General features: G+C 70.1%; 14 protein-coding genes and 2 pseudogenes. 8 read left to right on the top strand and 8 right to left on the bottom strand.

Going from position 1 to position 15,968, the window contains the following annotated elements; genetic code table 11:
* Positions 1-217 precede the first annotated feature (217 nt).
* Positions 218-1,663 (top strand): APC family permease, encoded by a 1,446-nt coding sequence (locus OG306_RS15960; RefSeq protein WP_327259095.1) that lies wholly within the window; start codon positions 218-220, stop codon positions 1,661-1,663.
* 96 nt (positions 1,664-1,759) lie between these two features.
* On the opposite strand, the gene OG306_RS15955 is transcribed toward OG306_RS15960, so the two are convergent.
* From OG306_RS15955 to OG306_RS15945, 3 genes are all read right to left on the bottom strand, one after another.
* Positions 1,760-2,428, bottom strand: coding sequence for an endonuclease (locus OG306_RS15955; RefSeq protein ID WP_266746833.1), 669 nt, complete (start codon positions 2,426-2,428; stop codon positions 1,760-1,762).
* Positions 2,425-3,069, bottom strand: a complete 645-nt coding sequence (locus tag OG306_RS15950; protein WP_266746832.1) for a DNA polymerase ligase N-terminal domain-containing protein — start codon at positions 3,067-3,069, stop codon at positions 2,425-2,427. Before OG306_RS15950 ends, OG306_RS15955 begins: the two co-directional genes overlap by 4 nt.
* Positions 3,070-3,284: 215 nt before the next feature.
* Positions 3,285-3,908 (bottom strand): hypothetical protein, encoded by a 624-nt coding sequence (locus OG306_RS15945; RefSeq protein ID WP_371665410.1) that lies wholly within the window; start codon positions 3,906-3,908, stop codon positions 3,285-3,287.
* Positions 3,909-4,180: 272 nt separating this feature from the next.
* On the opposite strand from OG306_RS15945, the gene OG306_RS15940 reads away from it, so the two are divergent.
* Both OG306_RS15940 and OG306_RS15935 read left to right on the top strand, forming a co-directional pair.
* On the top strand, positions 4,181-5,026 hold the full coding sequence (locus tag OG306_RS15940; RefSeq protein ID WP_371665409.1) for an LLM class F420-dependent oxidoreductase: 846 nt from the start codon (positions 4,181-4,183) through the stop codon (positions 5,024-5,026).
* Between the two features lie 236 nt (positions 5,027-5,262).
* On the top strand, positions 5,263-8,760 hold the full coding sequence (locus OG306_RS15935; protein ID WP_371665408.1) for a hypothetical protein: 3,498 nt from the start codon (positions 5,263-5,265) through the stop codon (positions 8,758-8,760).
* 115 nt (positions 8,761-8,875) lie between these two features.
* On the opposite strand, the gene OG306_RS15930 is transcribed toward OG306_RS15935, so the two are convergent.
* The 4 genes and pseudogenes from OG306_RS15930 to OG306_RS15915 form a co-directional block, all read right to left on the bottom strand.
* Positions 8,876-9,526, bottom strand: a complete 651-nt coding sequence (locus tag OG306_RS15930; RefSeq protein WP_266746828.1) for an HAD family hydrolase — start codon at positions 9,524-9,526, stop codon at positions 8,876-8,878.
* A gap of 21 nt (positions 9,527-9,547) precedes the next feature.
* Positions 9,548-10,729 carry a hypothetical protein gene (locus OG306_RS15925; protein ID WP_266746827.1) on the bottom strand — a complete coding sequence of 394 codons (1,182 nt, stop codon included), beginning with the start codon at positions 10,727-10,729 and terminating at the stop codon, positions 9,548-9,550.
* A gap of 184 nt (positions 10,730-10,913) precedes the next feature.
* Positions 10,914-11,159: a DUF397 domain-containing protein gene (locus tag OG306_RS15920; protein WP_266746826.1), complete on the bottom strand. Its 246-nt coding sequence runs from the start codon at positions 11,157-11,159 to the stop codon at positions 10,914-10,916.
* Positions 11,156-11,449 (bottom strand): annotated as a pseudogene (locus OG306_RS15915) (Scr1 family TA system antitoxin-like transcriptional regulator); the annotation flags it as partial. The pseudogene OG306_RS15915 and the gene OG306_RS15920, both read right to left, overlap by 4 nt.
* A 178-nt stretch (positions 11,450-11,627) precedes the next feature.
* Here OG306_RS15915 and OG306_RS15910 point away from each other — a divergent pair.
* Positions 11,628-13,256, top strand: coding sequence for an IS200/IS605 family accessory protein TnpB-related protein (locus OG306_RS15910; RefSeq protein ID WP_371665407.1), 1,629 nt, complete (start codon positions 11,628-11,630; stop codon positions 13,254-13,256).
* A 99-nt stretch (positions 13,257-13,355) separates the two neighbouring features.
* Entirely contained in the window at positions 13,356-14,168 is an 813-nt protein-coding gene (locus OG306_RS15905) for an isocitrate lyase/PEP mutase family protein (protein ID WP_371665406.1), read from the top strand.
* A gap of 227 nt (positions 14,169-14,395) precedes the next feature.
* Here OG306_RS15905 and OG306_RS15900 read toward each other — a convergent pair.
* Positions 14,396-14,683 (bottom strand): annotated as a pseudogene (locus tag OG306_RS15900) (RNHCP domain-containing protein); the annotation flags it as partial.
* Between the two features lie 108 nt (positions 14,684-14,791).
* Between OG306_RS15900 and OG306_RS15895 the strand changes: the two are divergent.
* The 3 genes from OG306_RS15895 to OG306_RS15885 are packed head-to-tail and all read left to right on the top strand — an operon-like array spanning position 14,792 to position 15,861.
* Positions 14,792-15,076 (top strand): hypothetical protein, encoded by a 285-nt coding sequence (locus OG306_RS15895; protein ID WP_371665405.1) that lies wholly within the window; start codon positions 14,792-14,794, stop codon positions 15,074-15,076.
* Positions 15,077-15,121: 45 nt separating this feature from the next.
* Positions 15,122-15,490, top strand: a complete 369-nt coding sequence (locus OG306_RS15890) for a type II toxin-antitoxin system RelE/ParE family toxin (protein WP_266746823.1) — start codon at positions 15,122-15,124, stop codon at positions 15,488-15,490.
* A 2-nt stretch (positions 15,491-15,492) separates the two neighbouring features.
* On the top strand, positions 15,493-15,861 hold the full coding sequence (locus OG306_RS15885; RefSeq protein WP_266746822.1) for a helix-turn-helix domain-containing protein: 369 nt from the start codon (positions 15,493-15,495) through the stop codon (positions 15,859-15,861).
* Positions 15,862-15,968 lie beyond the last annotated feature (107 nt).

Here is a 15,968-nt window from a genome sequence, read left to right as displayed (position 1 = left end):
CGGCCGGACCCGCCCGCCCACACCTGCCGGACGGGCTCCGGCGTGACGCACCCGGGGCCTTTCGTTTGGATCACGCCGGGCTCGTGTGCCCCGGCACCGTGCCCCGCTCCCTGATCCGGCCTGATCCAAACGAAGGACCCTGGCGCGGTGCGCCCGCCGGAGCCCGTACGGCCCCCTTCTCCCACCGCACTCCGCGTGCTCTTCCAAGGGGTCACCCATGTCCAACCCCGTCACGTCGTCGTCCACGGACCACGACGGCACCGACCGTCCCCCGCAGACCGGACAGGAGCAGCCCGCCCTCGCCAAACGGATGCGCTGGTACGACGGCTTCGCCATGTCGCTGACGATGCCCGCCGCCCTCGTGGCCTCGCTCGGCGCGTCGATCGGCGGTCTCGGCGCCTGGGGCGCCATCGCCCTGTGGGCGGCCTCCATGGTGCTGGCCACGGCCACCAACTGGATCTACACCGAACTCGCCGCGATGTTCCCCGAGTCGTCCGGCGGCATCGCGCACTACGCCGCCGAGGGCTGGAAGTCCCGGGCCCCGGTCGTCGGCCCGCTGGCCAGCGTCGGTTACTGGTTCCCGTGGACGACCTCGCTCGCCATCTACGCGGGCATCATCGGCTCCTTCGTCCGGGCCCAGTGGTTCCCCGGCCAGAACTGGACCGCCGAACTCGGGCCCGCACAGCTCAGTTTCCCCATCGTTGTGGGCCTGGCAGTCATCGTGCTGCTGTTCTGCGCCGCCACGATCGGGCTGCACGTCGCGATGTGGGTGATCTATCTGACCGGCGGCATGCTGATGGTGCCGCTCGTGGTCTTCCTCGTGATGCCGTTCCTCAGCGGCGAGTGGTCCACGGCCGGACTGCACTGGGACCTGCACGGGCTGAGCGGGGTCCGCGAGGCGCTGGTGTGGCTGTACGTGATGGCGTGGACGTCGTTCGGCGTGGAGGTGTGCGCCACCTTCGCCCCCGAGTACAAGGACACCGTCCGCGACACCTCGCGGGCCCTGCGGGCCGGAGTGCTCTTCTCCCTCGGGGTGTTCGTCCTGCTGCCGCTGGCCCTCTCCGGATACCTGGGCGAGCAGAAGATCGGCGAGGAACCGACCACGTTCTACGTCGGCGCGTTCCAGGAACTCGCCGGCGGGGCAGGCGGGTTGATGACGGTCTTCCTCATCGCCTCGCTGCTGCTCATCATGATCACGGGACTGGCCGACGGCTCCCGGGTGCTCTTCAACATGGGCAAGGAAGGCATCACGATCCGCCAGATGGGCGTGCTGAACCGGCGCGGCGTCCCGACCCGTGCGCTGGTGGTCGCCCTGGTCATCAATGTGCTGGTCCTGGTGTGCCTGAAGACTCCGCTGGCCATCCTCGTCACCGGGAACCTGGGCTACATCCTCACGCACGTCCTGGCCATCTCCGGCTTCGCGCTGCTGCGCAGGGACCGCCCGGACCTGCCGAGGCCGATCCGCCTCCCCGGCTTCTTCGTCCCGCTGGCCTGGCTGCTCGCCGCGATCATGACGCTCGTCCTGGTCGTCGGCGCCACCGGGTTCTCGGTCACCGGGTACGGCGGCTACAAGGAACTCGGTGTCGCGCTGGCGGTGCTGGTGACGGGCGTGCTGCTGTGGGTGTACCGGACGAGGGTGCAGGACCTGCGACCGCCGGAGTAGGGCGTACGCCGTGCGGGGGCGGGCCCACCGGGGCGGCCGGGGCGTACTCGGACCTCAGGACCCAGGTCCGAGGCCTCGGCCTCGGGCCTTCACGCCTCACGCGTACGCTGCGACGTCGTCCACGACGTGCTTGTCCAGCGCGGCACGCACCAGAGCCGCCGCGAGCTCGGCGGGCCCCTGTTCGTGGGCCTGCCCGGCCTGCCCGGCCTGTTCCGCCAGCCGTACGAGATTCGCCGGCGAGGCGGGCAGCCCCAGTTTCTCGGCGCCCTGAAGCGCCTTCCCGTCCAGGAACGGTGCCGTCTCCGGCCACACGGCCTGCACCTCGCGGACGAAGATGTCCGCACCGGCCGGGCCCATGCCCGGGGTCCGGCGCAGTCCGGACCGCAGGATGTCCAGGTCGCCGTCGGCCTCCCTGCGCAGCCGCCGCAGATCGCCCCCGTACTCGACGAGCAGCAGCTCCGCCCCGGCACCGAGCTGGGTGGCGGTCCGTTCGTCGTAGCGCCGGTAGCCGCCCTCGCCCAGGGCGTCGACGCGCTCCTGCCAGGTCGACCCGATCATCCTGTCCGGGGACCGCAGGCCGTGGGCGAACAGTGCACGGGCCGCCGCCACCGCCACGGACGCCCGGATGCGGGCGCTCAACAGATCGCTGAGCACGAGGAGTTGGTACAGCGGCTGCGGTGTGTTCCGCAACCGGATGCCGGCCTCGGCGGCATAGGTGGTGCCGTAGCGGTCGAGGAGCACCTCCACGGTTCTGCGCGCGGTCACGGGGCCCCGCCCCCTTCCTCGGCGGCGACCTGCTGCAGCGTGCGCCCCGTACGGGCGGACCGTGCCCGGTACGGGTCGGGCGTGTCCGGCCCGTCATGGGTGGCCTGGCCGTCCTTCGCCTTGATCAGCAGCCACACCTCCTCGCCCGGGGCGTCGTTCCCGCTGCCGCCCTTGAAGCGGGTGAGGGCGAACTCGCCGTGCAGCTTGGTGCCGTCGAGCCAGAAAGTGGCGTGCCCGTCCTCCAGGGACTGCTCGAACGGCACCGGCGCGCCCCAGCGGTCGTGGCTGAGCGGACGGTAGGTGCCCTGGTCCCAGACGATCACCGTGCCGCCGCCGTACTCGCCCTTCGCGATCACTCCCTCGAAGGTGCGGTACTCCAGCGGGTGGTCCTCCGTGGGGACGGCAAGCCGCCTCTCGCGCGGGTTCTCGGACGGGCCGCGCGGCACCGCCCAGGACTTCAGTACGCCGCCGACCTCCAGCCGGAAGTCGAAGTGCATGCGCCGGGCCTGGTGGATCTGGACGACGAAACAGGGCGCCGAACCCGTTCGCCCGCCGTCTCCGCGCGGCTCCGCGGTCGCGTCGAAGTGCCGTTTGCCGCGGTAGTCCCGGAGCCGGTCGCCGCTCTCGCCGGTCACGTTCATCGGGATACCTCCTCCGGCAGCCCCGCCGGGTGCCCCCTCCCCCCTTCCACTGTGACGCTCCCGGGCGTGACGTGCACAGGGACGCCGAAACCGGCGCAGACGGCACATATGTCGACGTCAAGTATCTTGACGTGGAGGCGGTCGGTGTCGGTGAAGTGGGCCCGCCCGGTTCGGGCGCCCCACCTGCGGACCGCCGGCGCAGCGACGCGTCGTGGTCAGTAGAACCGCGGTCCGGCGTCGGTGACCCTCGCCGCTTCGACCAGGCCGGGCTTGCCCTTGTCCACGGTCTGACACGTGTACTTGGTTTTCGCGTTCAGCGGCACCAGCACGGCCTTGGGGATGTTGTTGCAGCGCACGAGTTCGGGGTCGTAGTTGCCGTAGAGCAGGCGGGCGGCGCCGTCTCGGGTAAGGACGCCCTTGCGCGGGACCGCTTTGTATTCCACCACGTTGTCCGACCAGCCGGACTTGTCGCCGATGGTCACATCCCACACCACTTCGAGGCCCTCGTAGGTGATCGTGCAGGTCACCCGCGTACCGGCCTTCGAGGCCACGTCATCCGGGCACTCGCCGACCGTTTTCCCTTCGGCCTTGGCCATGTCGAGGGTCTTGCGGCGCAGCTCGTACGCCAAATTCCTGCTGAACGGGGCGTCGGCGTCCGGCGACGGTTGCAGCTCCCCCTCCGGCATCGCCGGCGGCTTGGGTACTTTTTGCGGAAGCACGGGGAAGGCCGCCGCCGACTTGCTACCGGCATCGTCCGAGCCGGAATCTCCGCCCCCGCACCCCGTGACCAACAGGCCCACCGCACCGACCATGACGGCTGTAACGATCTTTATCCGCATGGCCGTCACTCTACCGAGGGCGCAATCGGCGCCGGGCGGGGACGAGCGTACGTACCCGGCCCTGGCCGCGCGCCGTGAACTCCCGGGACATGGCGGGAGGATTGACCGATCCCGGGCTTCCGAACTCCCGGCCTCCCGGGCTTCCGAACTCCCGGCCTCCCGGGCTTCCGGACTTCCGGACCTCCGGACCTCCGGGCTTCCGGACGCTCGGCTTCGCGTACCGCACGGCATACGTTGGGGCCGTCACCGGACCATGACGGAGGAGTCCTCGTATGCGGATCGCCACCACGATCTTCCTCACCGATGAGACGATCACGCCGCTGCGGCTCGCCCGCGAGCTCGAACAGCGCGGGTTCGCCGGGCTCTGTCTGCCCGAGCACACCCACATCCCCGTCAGCAGGGAAACCTCCCACCCGGCGGGCGGCGAACTCCCGCCGGAGTACGGCCGCACCCTCGACCCCTTCGTCGCCCTCGCCCAGGCCGCCGCGGTCACCGAGCGCCTCGCCCTCGGCACCGGCATCACCCTCGTTGCCCAGCACGACCCGATCGACCTGGCGAAGCAGATCGCCACCCTCGACCACCTCTCCGGCGGCCGGTTCACACTGGGCCTCGGCTACGGCTGGAACATCGAGGAAGCCGCGGACCACGGTGTGAACTGGTCGACGCGCCGGGAACTCGTCCGCGACCGCATGGCCCTGATGCGTGCCCTGTGGGCGGACGAACCGACGGCGTACGAGGGCGAGTTCGGTTCGGTCCGCGCCAGCCACGCGTACCCGAAGCCGATCCAGGAGCCCCGCGGCCCGGTGAACGGCCCCCGCACCCTGATCGGCGGGGCGGCGGGCCCGAAGCTGTTCGCGCACATCGCGCAGTACGCGGACGGCTGGCTCCCGATCGGCGGCCGGGGCCTGGCGGAGTCCGTACCGAAGCTCCGCGAGGTCTGGGAATCGGCCGGCCGTGACCCGGAGCACCTCCAGGTCGTCCCCTACGCGGTACTCCCGAGCCCGGGGAAGCTGGCGCACTACGCGGATCTGGGCATCGAGGAGGTCGTCCTCCAACTGCCCCCGGCCGAAGAGGCGGAGGTGCTGCGGACGCTGGACGCGTACGCGGAGTACCTGTAGCGGCCCGCCGACAAAGGGGCGCGGGCTCTGCCGCCCGCCCCGTAGCGGGGCGCTTCTCCGGGCATCCGGCATCCGGCCGCAATACGGGTTCGCAGGACGGCGCGTGTGTGCGATTATCATATGCGGTCTTTACAAATCGCACACATGTTGCGTGCGTTCCGGGCCGCACCGCGTTCGCTCGTCGTTCGCGAAGTCCCGGCGGAACGTGCTCACTTCACCGGTCCGGGGGGAACGGAATGCCCAACCGCCCAGGTACGGCCGCGAGATTCGCGGCACACACCGCTCTGCTGCTCACCTTGTCCGTCCTGCTCTCCCTACTGATTCCCGCGGGCGCCGGCCGGGCGTACGCCGCCGAGGCGGCCCCCGCACCCGCGGCTGCCGCCCCGGCCGACGAGAACTGTGCCGCGCTGCCTCTCTCCGCCTTCGGCGAAGACGTCCCGGCCGAAGGCGTCGTGACCGTTCCCTCGGACGGGACGGCCTGCCTCACCATCACGGCCGAGGCGCCCGGCCTGCACAAGGTCGTGCTCATCGACAGCGCGGCGAACACGTACGCCCATGTCTTCGACGGCGAGACGGAGATCGACTGCTACGACCCCGAATGGGGCGCCGGCTGGTGCGAGTTGCCCCGTGCGGGCGCCTTCACGCTCCAACTGGTGAACACCTGGGCCGAGCCGAGCAGGCTCACCGTCGCCGTCGTTCCCCTCGGCACCACCAAGGGCTGCGCCCCGGAGATCAGCACCGCCTGGGACACCGCACCCGTCGTCGGCTCGGCGACCGGGGCGAACGCGATCCAGTGCCAGCCGTTCACGGGCAGGCCCGGTGAGCGGATCACCAATAAGATCACGACGACCGTGTACGGCCAGAGCATGTCGTGGATCACCGACGAGACCGGTGCCCGGATCTGCCACCCCTTCAACGAGGACGACAGTGAGGGCTGCGTACTGTCCGGCGACGGCCCGTACCGGGTCCTCTCCCAGGTCAGCTACGCAGAGCGGGGCTTCCCGGCCGAGTACACCCTCACCGTCCGCCGCATCTCCGACCCGGCCGGCTGCACCCACGTCCCCCTGAGCGCGTACAACTCCGCACCCACGACCGCGGACCCGGCCAGCGGCTGCAAGACGTTCACCGCCCCGGCCGCCGGACGCTACAACGTGTACTCCGTTCACGACGGCGCCCGTTCGGTGCTCGCCGTGTACGACCGGGACGGCAAGACCGTCTGCACCACCTGGAACGGCTGCAGCCTTCCCGCCGCCGGTGACTACACCGTCTTCACCGACGACCCGACCCTCATCTTCGACGGCTCCGCCACCACCGGCTGCGAGCCCGTCGAACTCGGCCTGTACCGCTCCACGTTCACCTCGGCCGGTGAGATCGACTGTCTGGCCCTGCCGCTCCCCGCGGACGCCCGCCTGGCCGTGCTGAAGTCCCTCAACGGGACCGAGCCGCGCCCCGAGGTGACCGTCGTCGACGCCGACGGCGTTCAGCGATGCGACCGGAGCGACCTCTCGGCAGGTACGTGCGCACTCACCGGCAAGGCCCCGTTCCGCGCCCTGGTCTCCACCGACGACTCGTCGGAGCCGACCGGCTCGTACGCCCTCGCCCTGCACCGCACCGACGCGGCGAGCAACTGTCCCGCCATTCCGGCGGGGAACTTCACCACGACGAGTCCGACGGCCCGGCTCTCCACCGGTGACGGTGTCTTCTCGCACTGCCTGAGCATTCCGGCCGACGACCACAGCGCCCAGGAGAACCTCCAGCTCCAGGCGGCCCCCGGCACCACGGCCGCCGCCGCCTTCACCGTCCTGGACCCCCACGGCAAGCAGGTCTGCTCGATCTACTCGTCCCTCTCCACCTGGACGACCTGCGAACTGGCGCCCGGCGTAGCCCACACCGTGCTCGTCACCGGCCGTGACACCGCCGCCGACTACACCCTGACCCGCCGTGACGTCACCGCGACCGCGAAGAGCTGTACCCCGAATCCGGCGACGAAGGTCGGCGGTCCGTCCACCGGCGGCGCGATGGGCGCCCCCGGCGAGCTGCGCTGCCGCCAGGTGACCACCGCCGACGCCAAGGACAGCCTGCACATCAACGTCCGTGATGCGCTCGGCACCGCGAACGTGGTGGTGTACGACGCCGACGGCACCGCCCTGTGCAACAAGAACCAGGCGTGCGCCGTCACCGGCTCCACCCACTACCAGGTCCTGGTCACCGTCCGGTCGGAGCTGAAGGCCGCCGACTCCTACCGCTTCGACGCCCTGCGCATCGCCGGCGCGCAGGGACCGGCCGCCGAGTGCGAGAAGGTCCCCAGCGTCGCCTACGGATACGGACCGGTCACCGGCACCCTCGACGAGCAGCACACCGCGGTCTGCGCCGCGCTGCCCACCGCGTACCGCGACCGCTTCGACATGAAGATCAGCGACACGACGGGCGCCACCGAGACGGCGGTACCCGCGCTGTACGACTCGAGCCTCGACAACGGCTGCATGCGCTTCATCCCCACCGGCTACGAATGCGGCGTGAGCGAGCCGTACACCAAGGAGACCACACCGAGCATCCTCGTCCTCTCGCTGCCGGAGACGGCATCCAGGACCTCGTACAAGGCCGAGGCGGTCTGCTCGTCCAACATCTGCGGCCCGGAGAAGGTGAGCGTCGGGTCGGTCTCCCCGGCAACCGGCGCCGCCGGCGGCAAGGTCACGGTCCGGGTGACCGGCACGTCCCTGCACAAGGACGACAAGGTACAGATCCAGCTCTCCGGCAAGGTGATCGAATCGACCACCGTCGAGGTCTCGGCGGACCGGAAGACCCTGACGGCCGTCCTCGACCTGACCGGGGCCCCCGTCGGCACCTGGTACCTCGGCGTCATCACCCACAACAACTGGGAGTACGGGCTCGGCTCCTTCGAGGTCACAGCGGCCTCGCTCAGGAACAGCGCACTGCCGACGATCGGCGGCACGGCCCGCGTCGGCGACCGCCTCACCGCGACCACCGGCACCTGGACGCCCGCCCCGGCCTCGTACGCGTACCAGTGGAACGCCGACGGCAAGCCGGTGAGCGGCGCGACCGCGTCCACGTACACCGTCCCGGCGGCACTGCTCGGCAAGAAGCTCACCGTCACCGTCACGGCCCGCCGCACCGGCACCCCGGACGTCCGGGCCACCTCGACGGCGGTCACGGCCGCCCAGGGCGCGGCGCCCAGGGCGACGACCGCCCCGAAGATCACCGGCACGGCGAAGGTGGGCGCCAAGCTGACGGCCGCGTCCGGCAGTTGGACTCCGTCCGCCACCTCGTACGCCTACCAGTGGAAGGCCGACGGCAAGGCGATCAAGGGCGCGACCGCGTCCACGTACACCGTCCCGGCGGCACTGCTCGGCAAGAAGGTCACGGTCACCGTCACGGCCCGCCGAACCGGCCACGCCAACGGCTCCGCGACGACCGCCTCGGTCAAGATCGCCACGGGCAGCGCGCCCAAGGCCACCAAGCAGCCCACGATCTCCGGCACGGCGAAGGTGGGCCGCACGCTCAAGGCCGCCCACGGCACCTGGACGCCCGCCCCGACCTCGTACGCCTACCAGTGGTACGAGAACGGCAAGGTGATCAAGGGTGCGACCAAGTCGTCGCTGACGCTCAAGTCCGCGCAGCGCGGCAAGAAGATCACCGTGAAGGTGACCGCCCGCCGCACCGGCCACGCCAGCGGTTCCGCCACCAGCAAGGCGACGAAGGCGGTCGCCCGCTGACATCGGCAGTGTGATCAAAAAGGCCGGGCCCCTCACTGGGAGTGAGGGGCCCGGCCAACAGAGTGGAGCTCGCCCCGACGTTCCCTACGTGCGAGGAAACCGGGGTGATCAGCAGTCAGATCTCCGTCAGGAGTGTCGGCAGTTTGCGCATGTCGTCGAAGACCACGGTGTCCGGACCTTCCAGCCAGTGTGCCGGGGTCAGCCCGCCCGCGTAGCCGAGCGCTCGCATACCGGCCGAACGTGCCGCCTGGACCCCGTACTTGCTGTCCTCGACGACGACGCAGGCCGCAGGATCCACCCCCATCTGCCGGGCCGCGTGGAGGAAGAGGTCGGGGGCGGGCTTGCCGTGTGCGACCTCGGTCGCGCTGAAGATCCGGCCCTCGAAGTGTGCGCGGAGACCCGTGTGGCCGAGGGTGTGGCGCATCTTCTCGTGGCTGCCGCTCGACGCCACGCAGGTGGGCAACGTGAGGGCGGCCAGCGCCTCGTGGATGCCGTCGACCGCGACGAGTTCGGTGTCCACGGCGTCGCGGTTGAGGTCCTCGAAGCGTTGCTGCCAGGCGGCGGCCGGGCCCGCCCCCAGACGGGCGGCGATCAGCTCGCCGACGGACGCGGCCGACCGGCCCACGAACTTCTCGATCACCTCGTCCGCCGTGAGCGGCCACCCCAGCTCGGCACCCACTTCGACCTGGATGCGCACGGCGATTCGTTCACTGTCGACGAGTACGCCGTCGCAGTCGAATATGACGAGTTCTGGGAAAGTGGTCATCCGGACAGGATAGGGACACCCTCACCCGTGCGGGTCCGGCATTGCGGCAGGCGGGCCGGGGGCCGTGGCGTCGGTGGATTCCGTGCGGCCTGCGGTCAACCGCAGTGTCACGACAGCCGCGACGCCCGCCACCAGACCGCAGGTCAGGGCGGCCGGGACGCCGCCACCGAGGCCGGCTGACAGGTGTACGAGCCCCCAGCGCATGCCCGAGTCCGACGCAGTCGTCACGATCTGCAGCAACTGGCTCGCCAGCAGCCCGATAACGGTCGCACAGACCGTGCCGACCGCCATCGCCGGAACAGTGGCCCGGGTCAGCAGCGCGGGCAGCCACCGCAGCGACCACCACACCACGGCGAGCAGCAGTACGTCGGGGGCGCGGTACAGGAGCCAGTGGCCGACCGGCGCACCCGCCGGGCCCGCCCAGGCCCCGAGCAGCAGCCACTGGCGCAGGAGATCGCCCGGTTCGGAGAGCAGCCGCCCGGACACGGGGACGCTCTGGAGGGTCGCGGCGACCGGCTGGTACGAGAGGACCACCAAGGACAGCGCGACGACGAAGGTCCCGGAGGTGGCGGCCAGGCGGGCGGCGCGTGCCGGAACGTTCTGCCGTGGCAGCACACCGGCACCCTTGGCGGTGACCCACGCCACGAGCACGGTGGCCGCCGCCGCGACGAGCGCGATCAACGTCAGGATCTGCCGCCCGGAGGAGATCACCCCCGCCAACTGGGGCAGGAAGCGGTAACTGCCGCGCCCCCGCGCGGCGATCAGCCACGGCGCGGAGACGGTCACCGCCAGCGTCCCGGCCACCAGGCCCCAGGCCCACACCGCGAGCAGTGCGGCCACGAGCCGGCCGCGTACCGGCGGCAGCCTGCGTACCAGGAGCAGCGCCCCGGGTATGAAGAAGGCGAAGACCGCGACGAACCTGATCTGCATCCCGGTCGCGTACAGCGAGAGGTAGCGGCTGCCGTCGGTCACGGCCGTGTCCCCGATCCCGCCGGACACCTCGGCGCCGAGCCGGACCGAGTCCGGGGGATCGTACGACCAGGGACTGAGCCAGTATTCGAGATCGGCGGCCGCCCGCCCGCCGATCGCGTCGGCGGTGCCCGACAGGTGCAGCGCGTTCACGCTCGCCCCCGCCCACCACAGAAGTGCCGTGAGCAGCAGTCCTCCGGCCAGTGCCGGTATCGCTGCGCGCCGGTATGTCATGTCCTGCCCCCGCCTTGATTGCGTACCCCGCAAATCCCCTGGCCGACGGGAGGTTACGGGGTGGGGATCACGCGGGGATCACGATCGTGCATGGGCTTGCACCGTCGGGGGAATTGGGCCGCCGGGATCGCCGGTTCGTTCGGTTTCGACGGCCACATCGTCTCCCTGGCCTTCCCCAGGGCGGCTACCCCAGCTGCGCGTACGCGACGAACGCCGACCAGGTGGCGGGGGCGACGTCGAGGTGGGGGCCCTGGGTGACCTTGGAGTCGCGGATGTGGACGGTGGTGGGGCAGGTCGCGACCTCGACGCAGGCGCCGCCCTCTCCGCAGCTGTGACTGGACTTGCGCCAGTCGTAGGCGACCTCGATGCAGTTGCCGCCTTCGCCGTCGCTGTGGCTGCTCTTGAACCAGTGCAGTTGCTCGGTGTTCATAGCTCTCCCAGCATCTTCTCGATCAGCGTCAGGGACTCCCTCGGGGTGAGAGCCTGCGCTCGGATGATCCCATAGCGTTCGCTGAAGACCCGGACTTCCTCTGGGTCAGTGATCAGCCGCGCATGACCGTATGTCTCCGTGTACGCCGCCTCCTGGCGGCCCTTGGGCGTGAGGAGCGTGAACGAGGCATCCAGGCTGGGGTGCTCTTCCCGGTCGGTTGTCATGACCTGAAGTTCCACAGTTCGCATGCGGCCGGCACCCAAGAGCCTCTGCAACTGCTGTCTGTGAACGGTTGTGAGCTGCTGTCGGTTTGCTGAGCTGAAGTGAGTTTTAGTGAGCAGGAGTGGGTCCTGTCGGCGGGTTCGCGGGGGTGGGAACGGGGGTTCTGGGGCCGAATGGGTGACCTTGGCGGCTGGTGCTCGTTGGGCTGGGTAGCGGGTGTCCGGTCTCGTGGGAGGGGGTGTTGTGGTGGGTGGTGTGCGGGAGCTGGCGGCACCGTTCGTGGTGCCCGGGCCTTGCGGGGTGGCGGTTCGGGACCGTCTCAAGCACCTCACGCCCCAGGACGAGAAGGTTCTGCGGGCGGTCGGTGAGCATCAGGGCGCGCTCGCTTCCCGTGATCTCAGGGCCCGTTGTGCGGATGGTCTGGAGCACAGCAAGGAGACCTGGGCTTCGCGCAAGCGGGACCTGACCGCACAGTCGTCGTCGCGGATCGCGGGGGCGATCACCAAGGCCACGCATGATCAGTGGGCGCTGGCGCGCCGTTGCCAGGCCGCGCACATCCGGAGTCTGGAGGCCGGGATCGGGACGCTGCGGCACCGCCTGTCCCTCCCGGTCGGCGCGAGGGGCACCAAGCGGGCAGCCGGTGGCTACCGTTCCAAGGGCGAGTGGTTCCACAAGTCCCGCCGTCTCGCGGCGTTGGAAGCGCGGCATGCTGCCGCGGTCCGTGACCGGCAGGCCGGACGCGTCCGGGTCGTGCGGGGCGGCAGACGCCTTCTCAACACCCGCCACCACCTCACCCAGGCCCGGCTGACCGAGGAACAGTGGCGGGAACGCTGGGAGGCGGAGCGCTGGTTCATCGCTGCCGACGGCGAGTCGGGGAAGCGGTTCGGGAACGAAACGATCCGCGTCACCCCGGACGGCGAGGTCAGCATCAAACTGCCCGCCCCGCTCGCACACCTGGCCAACGCCAAGCACGGCCGGTACACCCTCACCCCCACCGTGGCATTCACGCACCGGGGCCAGGAGTGGGCCGACCGCATTGTCGCGAACCGGTCCGTCGCCTACCGCATCCACCTCGACACCGACCGTCGCCGCTGGTACCTCACCGCGTCCTGGCAACGCCCCGCCGTCCAGACCATCCCGCTGGCCACCGCCCGCGCCCGGGGCGTGATCGGCGTGGACACCAACGCTGATCATTTCGCCGCCTACCACCTCGACCAGCATGGCAATCCGATCGGCGACCCGCACCGCTTCCCCTACGACTTGTCCGGCACCACCGCTCACCGCGACGCACAGATCCGCCACGCACTGACCCGCCTGCTCCACTGGGCCAAGCAGGCCGGTGTTACCGCGATCGCCATCGAAGACCTCGACTTCACGACCGAGAAGACCCGCGAGAAACATGGTCGCAGGAAACGGTTCCGGCAGCTGATCTCCGGTATTCCGACCGGGAAGCTCAAGGCCCGGCTGGTCTCCATGGCCGCCGAACACGGCCTGAGCATTGTCGCGGTCGACCCCGCCTACACCTCGATGTGGGGTGCCCAGCACTGGCAGAAGCCACTGGTCACCCCCAAGCGAAAGATGTCCCGTCATGATGCCGCCGGTATCGCGATCGGACGACGCGCCCTCGGACACCCGGTCCGGCGTCGGACGGCACCGCCCCCACACGACCGGAGAGATCGTGCGGGGCATCGGACCGCCCAGGCCGGGCCAGGTGCACGGGGGCGTGACGGAACCCGCCCACCCGCAACGGACCACGCCCCTGGAGACGTGCCGCCGAACGGGACGCGAAAGCGGGGACCGAGTGCATCCAACACCGTTCGGGATGCGCCCAGTACACATCAGTGGGTCCAAGACTCACTCATGCACACTGGCTAGGAACGGTCGAACCACTCGTTCTGCCCGACTGATCCGAGGCCGACGTCCATGTCGGATTCTTGCCAGACGATGGGCGGCGGTCGGTGTTTGACTGCGTCCGTGACCACCACACAGTCGGACAAAGCCCGCCTCTTCCGCTCCCTGCACATCCCGCCCGTACCCCTCCCGCTCGCCAACGCCTGGGATGTTGCGAGCGCCCGCGTCATCGAGGCCGCGGGCGCCCCGGCGATCGCCACCACCAGTGCCGGCGTCGCCTGGTCGCTGGGTTCTCCGGACGGCGACGTCCTTAGCCGCGACCGAGCACTTGACCTGATCGCCCGAATCGTCGCCGCCGTCGCGGTTCCGGTCACCGCTGACATCGAGGGCGGGTACGGGAACGACGCCGCCGGCGTTGCCGAAACGGTCTCCGGGGTGCTCGCGGCGGGCGCCGTCGGTGTCAACATCGAGGACGGCACCCGGCCTCCGGCAGAGCTCGCGGCGCGGCTGGCCGCGGCCCGGCAGAGCGCCGACCGGGCAGGCGCGGACCTGTTCCTCAACGCCCGTATCGACACCTTCCTGTTCGGGCTCGGCGACCCGGACACGCGGCTGAAGGAAACCCTGGCCCGGGCGCACATGTACGTCGATGCGGGCGCGGACGGCGTCTTCGTCCCCGGCGTCACCGACACCGCCACCATCGCGGCGCTGGCCAGGGACATCTCCGTACCGCTGAACGTCATGGCCGGTCCCGGCGCCCCGACCGTTGCCGAGCTCGGCGCCCTCGGCGTGGCTCGCATCAGTCTCGGCTCGGGCGTGGCACAAGCCGCCTACGCCGTCGCCCGCCGCGCCGCACAGAAGCTCTTCGGCACCGGCGACTACGACTCCCTCGCCCAAGGCATCGCCTTCCCCGAACTCAACGCGCTGCTCTCCGAGTGATACGTCCGACCGTCACCGGCCGCAAGCGCAGGGCTCACGGGTCCCGGACACCCATCCGCACAACGTGACACCACACCCCCCACACGTCACGTTTTTTCTCGACCATGCCCGAGCCGCGCGGCTCCGCGAGCGGCCGGCCAGACCCGGACACGCCAGACGGCGCGCGCACCGCCCTCGGCGCCCGGTCACCGCCGTCGCCGTGACGGCGGTGACCGGGCGCCCCCGTGTCAGAGCGTGAGCAGTGCTCGTACGGGGATGGCGGTGTCCGACAGCGGGCGTACCGCCATCCGCATCAGGGCGAGGGCGTTGTCGTCCCCCGCGATGCGGTTGGCGCTCAACTCGCCGCAGGTCAGGCACTCGTGGATGACCGCCCACTCGCCGTCCTGCCTTACGGACAGACTGAGTGCCGTCATCCGCCCGCGGCAGTCGGACGCGCGGTCGCCCGGTATCCGCAGATCGACGTGCAGGCTGGTCAGGCAGTGCGGGCAGTGATTGCGGTGCCCGGTGCCCGGTGCGAATGTGTCGAGGCCGGATCCAGCGATTTATCGGGACGCACAGAAGCTTCCGGTTACGGGCCGGCTCAGGGGTCGGGAGGCCCGTCCGAGAGGATCAACGAGAATCCGATGAACGGGCAGGGCCTGGACATCACCTTCGAGGCTATGCAGGCCATGGGCAAGGATCTGCTGCCGAAGCTGTGTACGCGACGGCCTCCCGGTGCCGTGGACCGTCCTGTCGCGACGGGCCCGATGCCGACCGGCGGTTCGCGCCGCACGGCCTGGAGCCGGCACGGTTACGACGCGCGTACGGGCCGGGCGCCCCGTCCGTGGCGGGGCGCCCGGCCCGTACCGGCAGGAGAACGACACGCGATCCGGCGTCAGGACCGAACGGGGCTCGCAGCTCACAAGTGAACGTTTCGACTCCCGCTCTATATAAATTTTTGTATAGTCGTGCTCGTGGACGTGCCTTGGCGAATCGAAATCGAGCCGGAGGTTCGGCAATGGCTGGCACTGCTTGCCGATGCCCAGTACGACAAGGTCGAACGGGCCGCTGACATGCTCGCGGACAAGCCCACCACTCTGGCCGAGCCCTACTCCAGACATCTTGGTGGCAAGTTACGTGAGCTGCGCTTCACCATGGACGGCAGTGCAGTGCGCATCACCTACTGGCTCGCTCCCGAGAAGCGCATTGTGTTGCTGACGGTGTTCCGGAAGACCAAGCAGCGCGAGACTGCTGAGGTGGAGCGTGCTCAGCAAGCGCAAAAGGTGTGCGAGGCAGACCACGGCGCGGCAGAACACAGCTATGACCGGAGTGAGGAGAAATAGCCGTGGACCATTCCCAGTGGAAGACGCGACAGACCAGGAAGCTCCTGGGCGAGACGGTTGAGGAGTCATCCGCGTACGTCGAGGCCGGGTACGCCTTCGCGCTGGGACAGGCCGTCTACGACCGACGAACCGAACTGGGACTGTCGCAGACTGAACTGGCCCGTCGTGCAGGGATGACACAACCGCAGATCTCCCACATCGAGGGCGGTGACTCCGTGCCGACCCTGGCCCTGCTGACGCGCCTTGCCAAGGCGCTGGATGCCTCACTCACCATCGATCTGGACGGTGATACCTCAGCGTTTTCCTTTACCGCGCACGACAGCGGCCGACCCGATGAAGTCTCTGCGGACGGGCGTTCCTCGGCAGCCTGACGATGGTGGCATGGAGCGTGGCCGAGGGGTGGCGAGGGCCCTTTCGACGCGTACGCGTGCCACAGGTTCACGTGACGGCCGGCCGACGCGGCCCGCGTCCACGCACC

The organism is Streptomyces sp. NBC_01241 (genome assembly GCF_041435435.1).
Lineage (GTDB): Bacteria > Actinomycetota > Actinomycetes > Streptomycetales > Streptomycetaceae > Streptomyces.
This window is presented reverse-complemented; position numbering and strand designations above follow the sequence as displayed.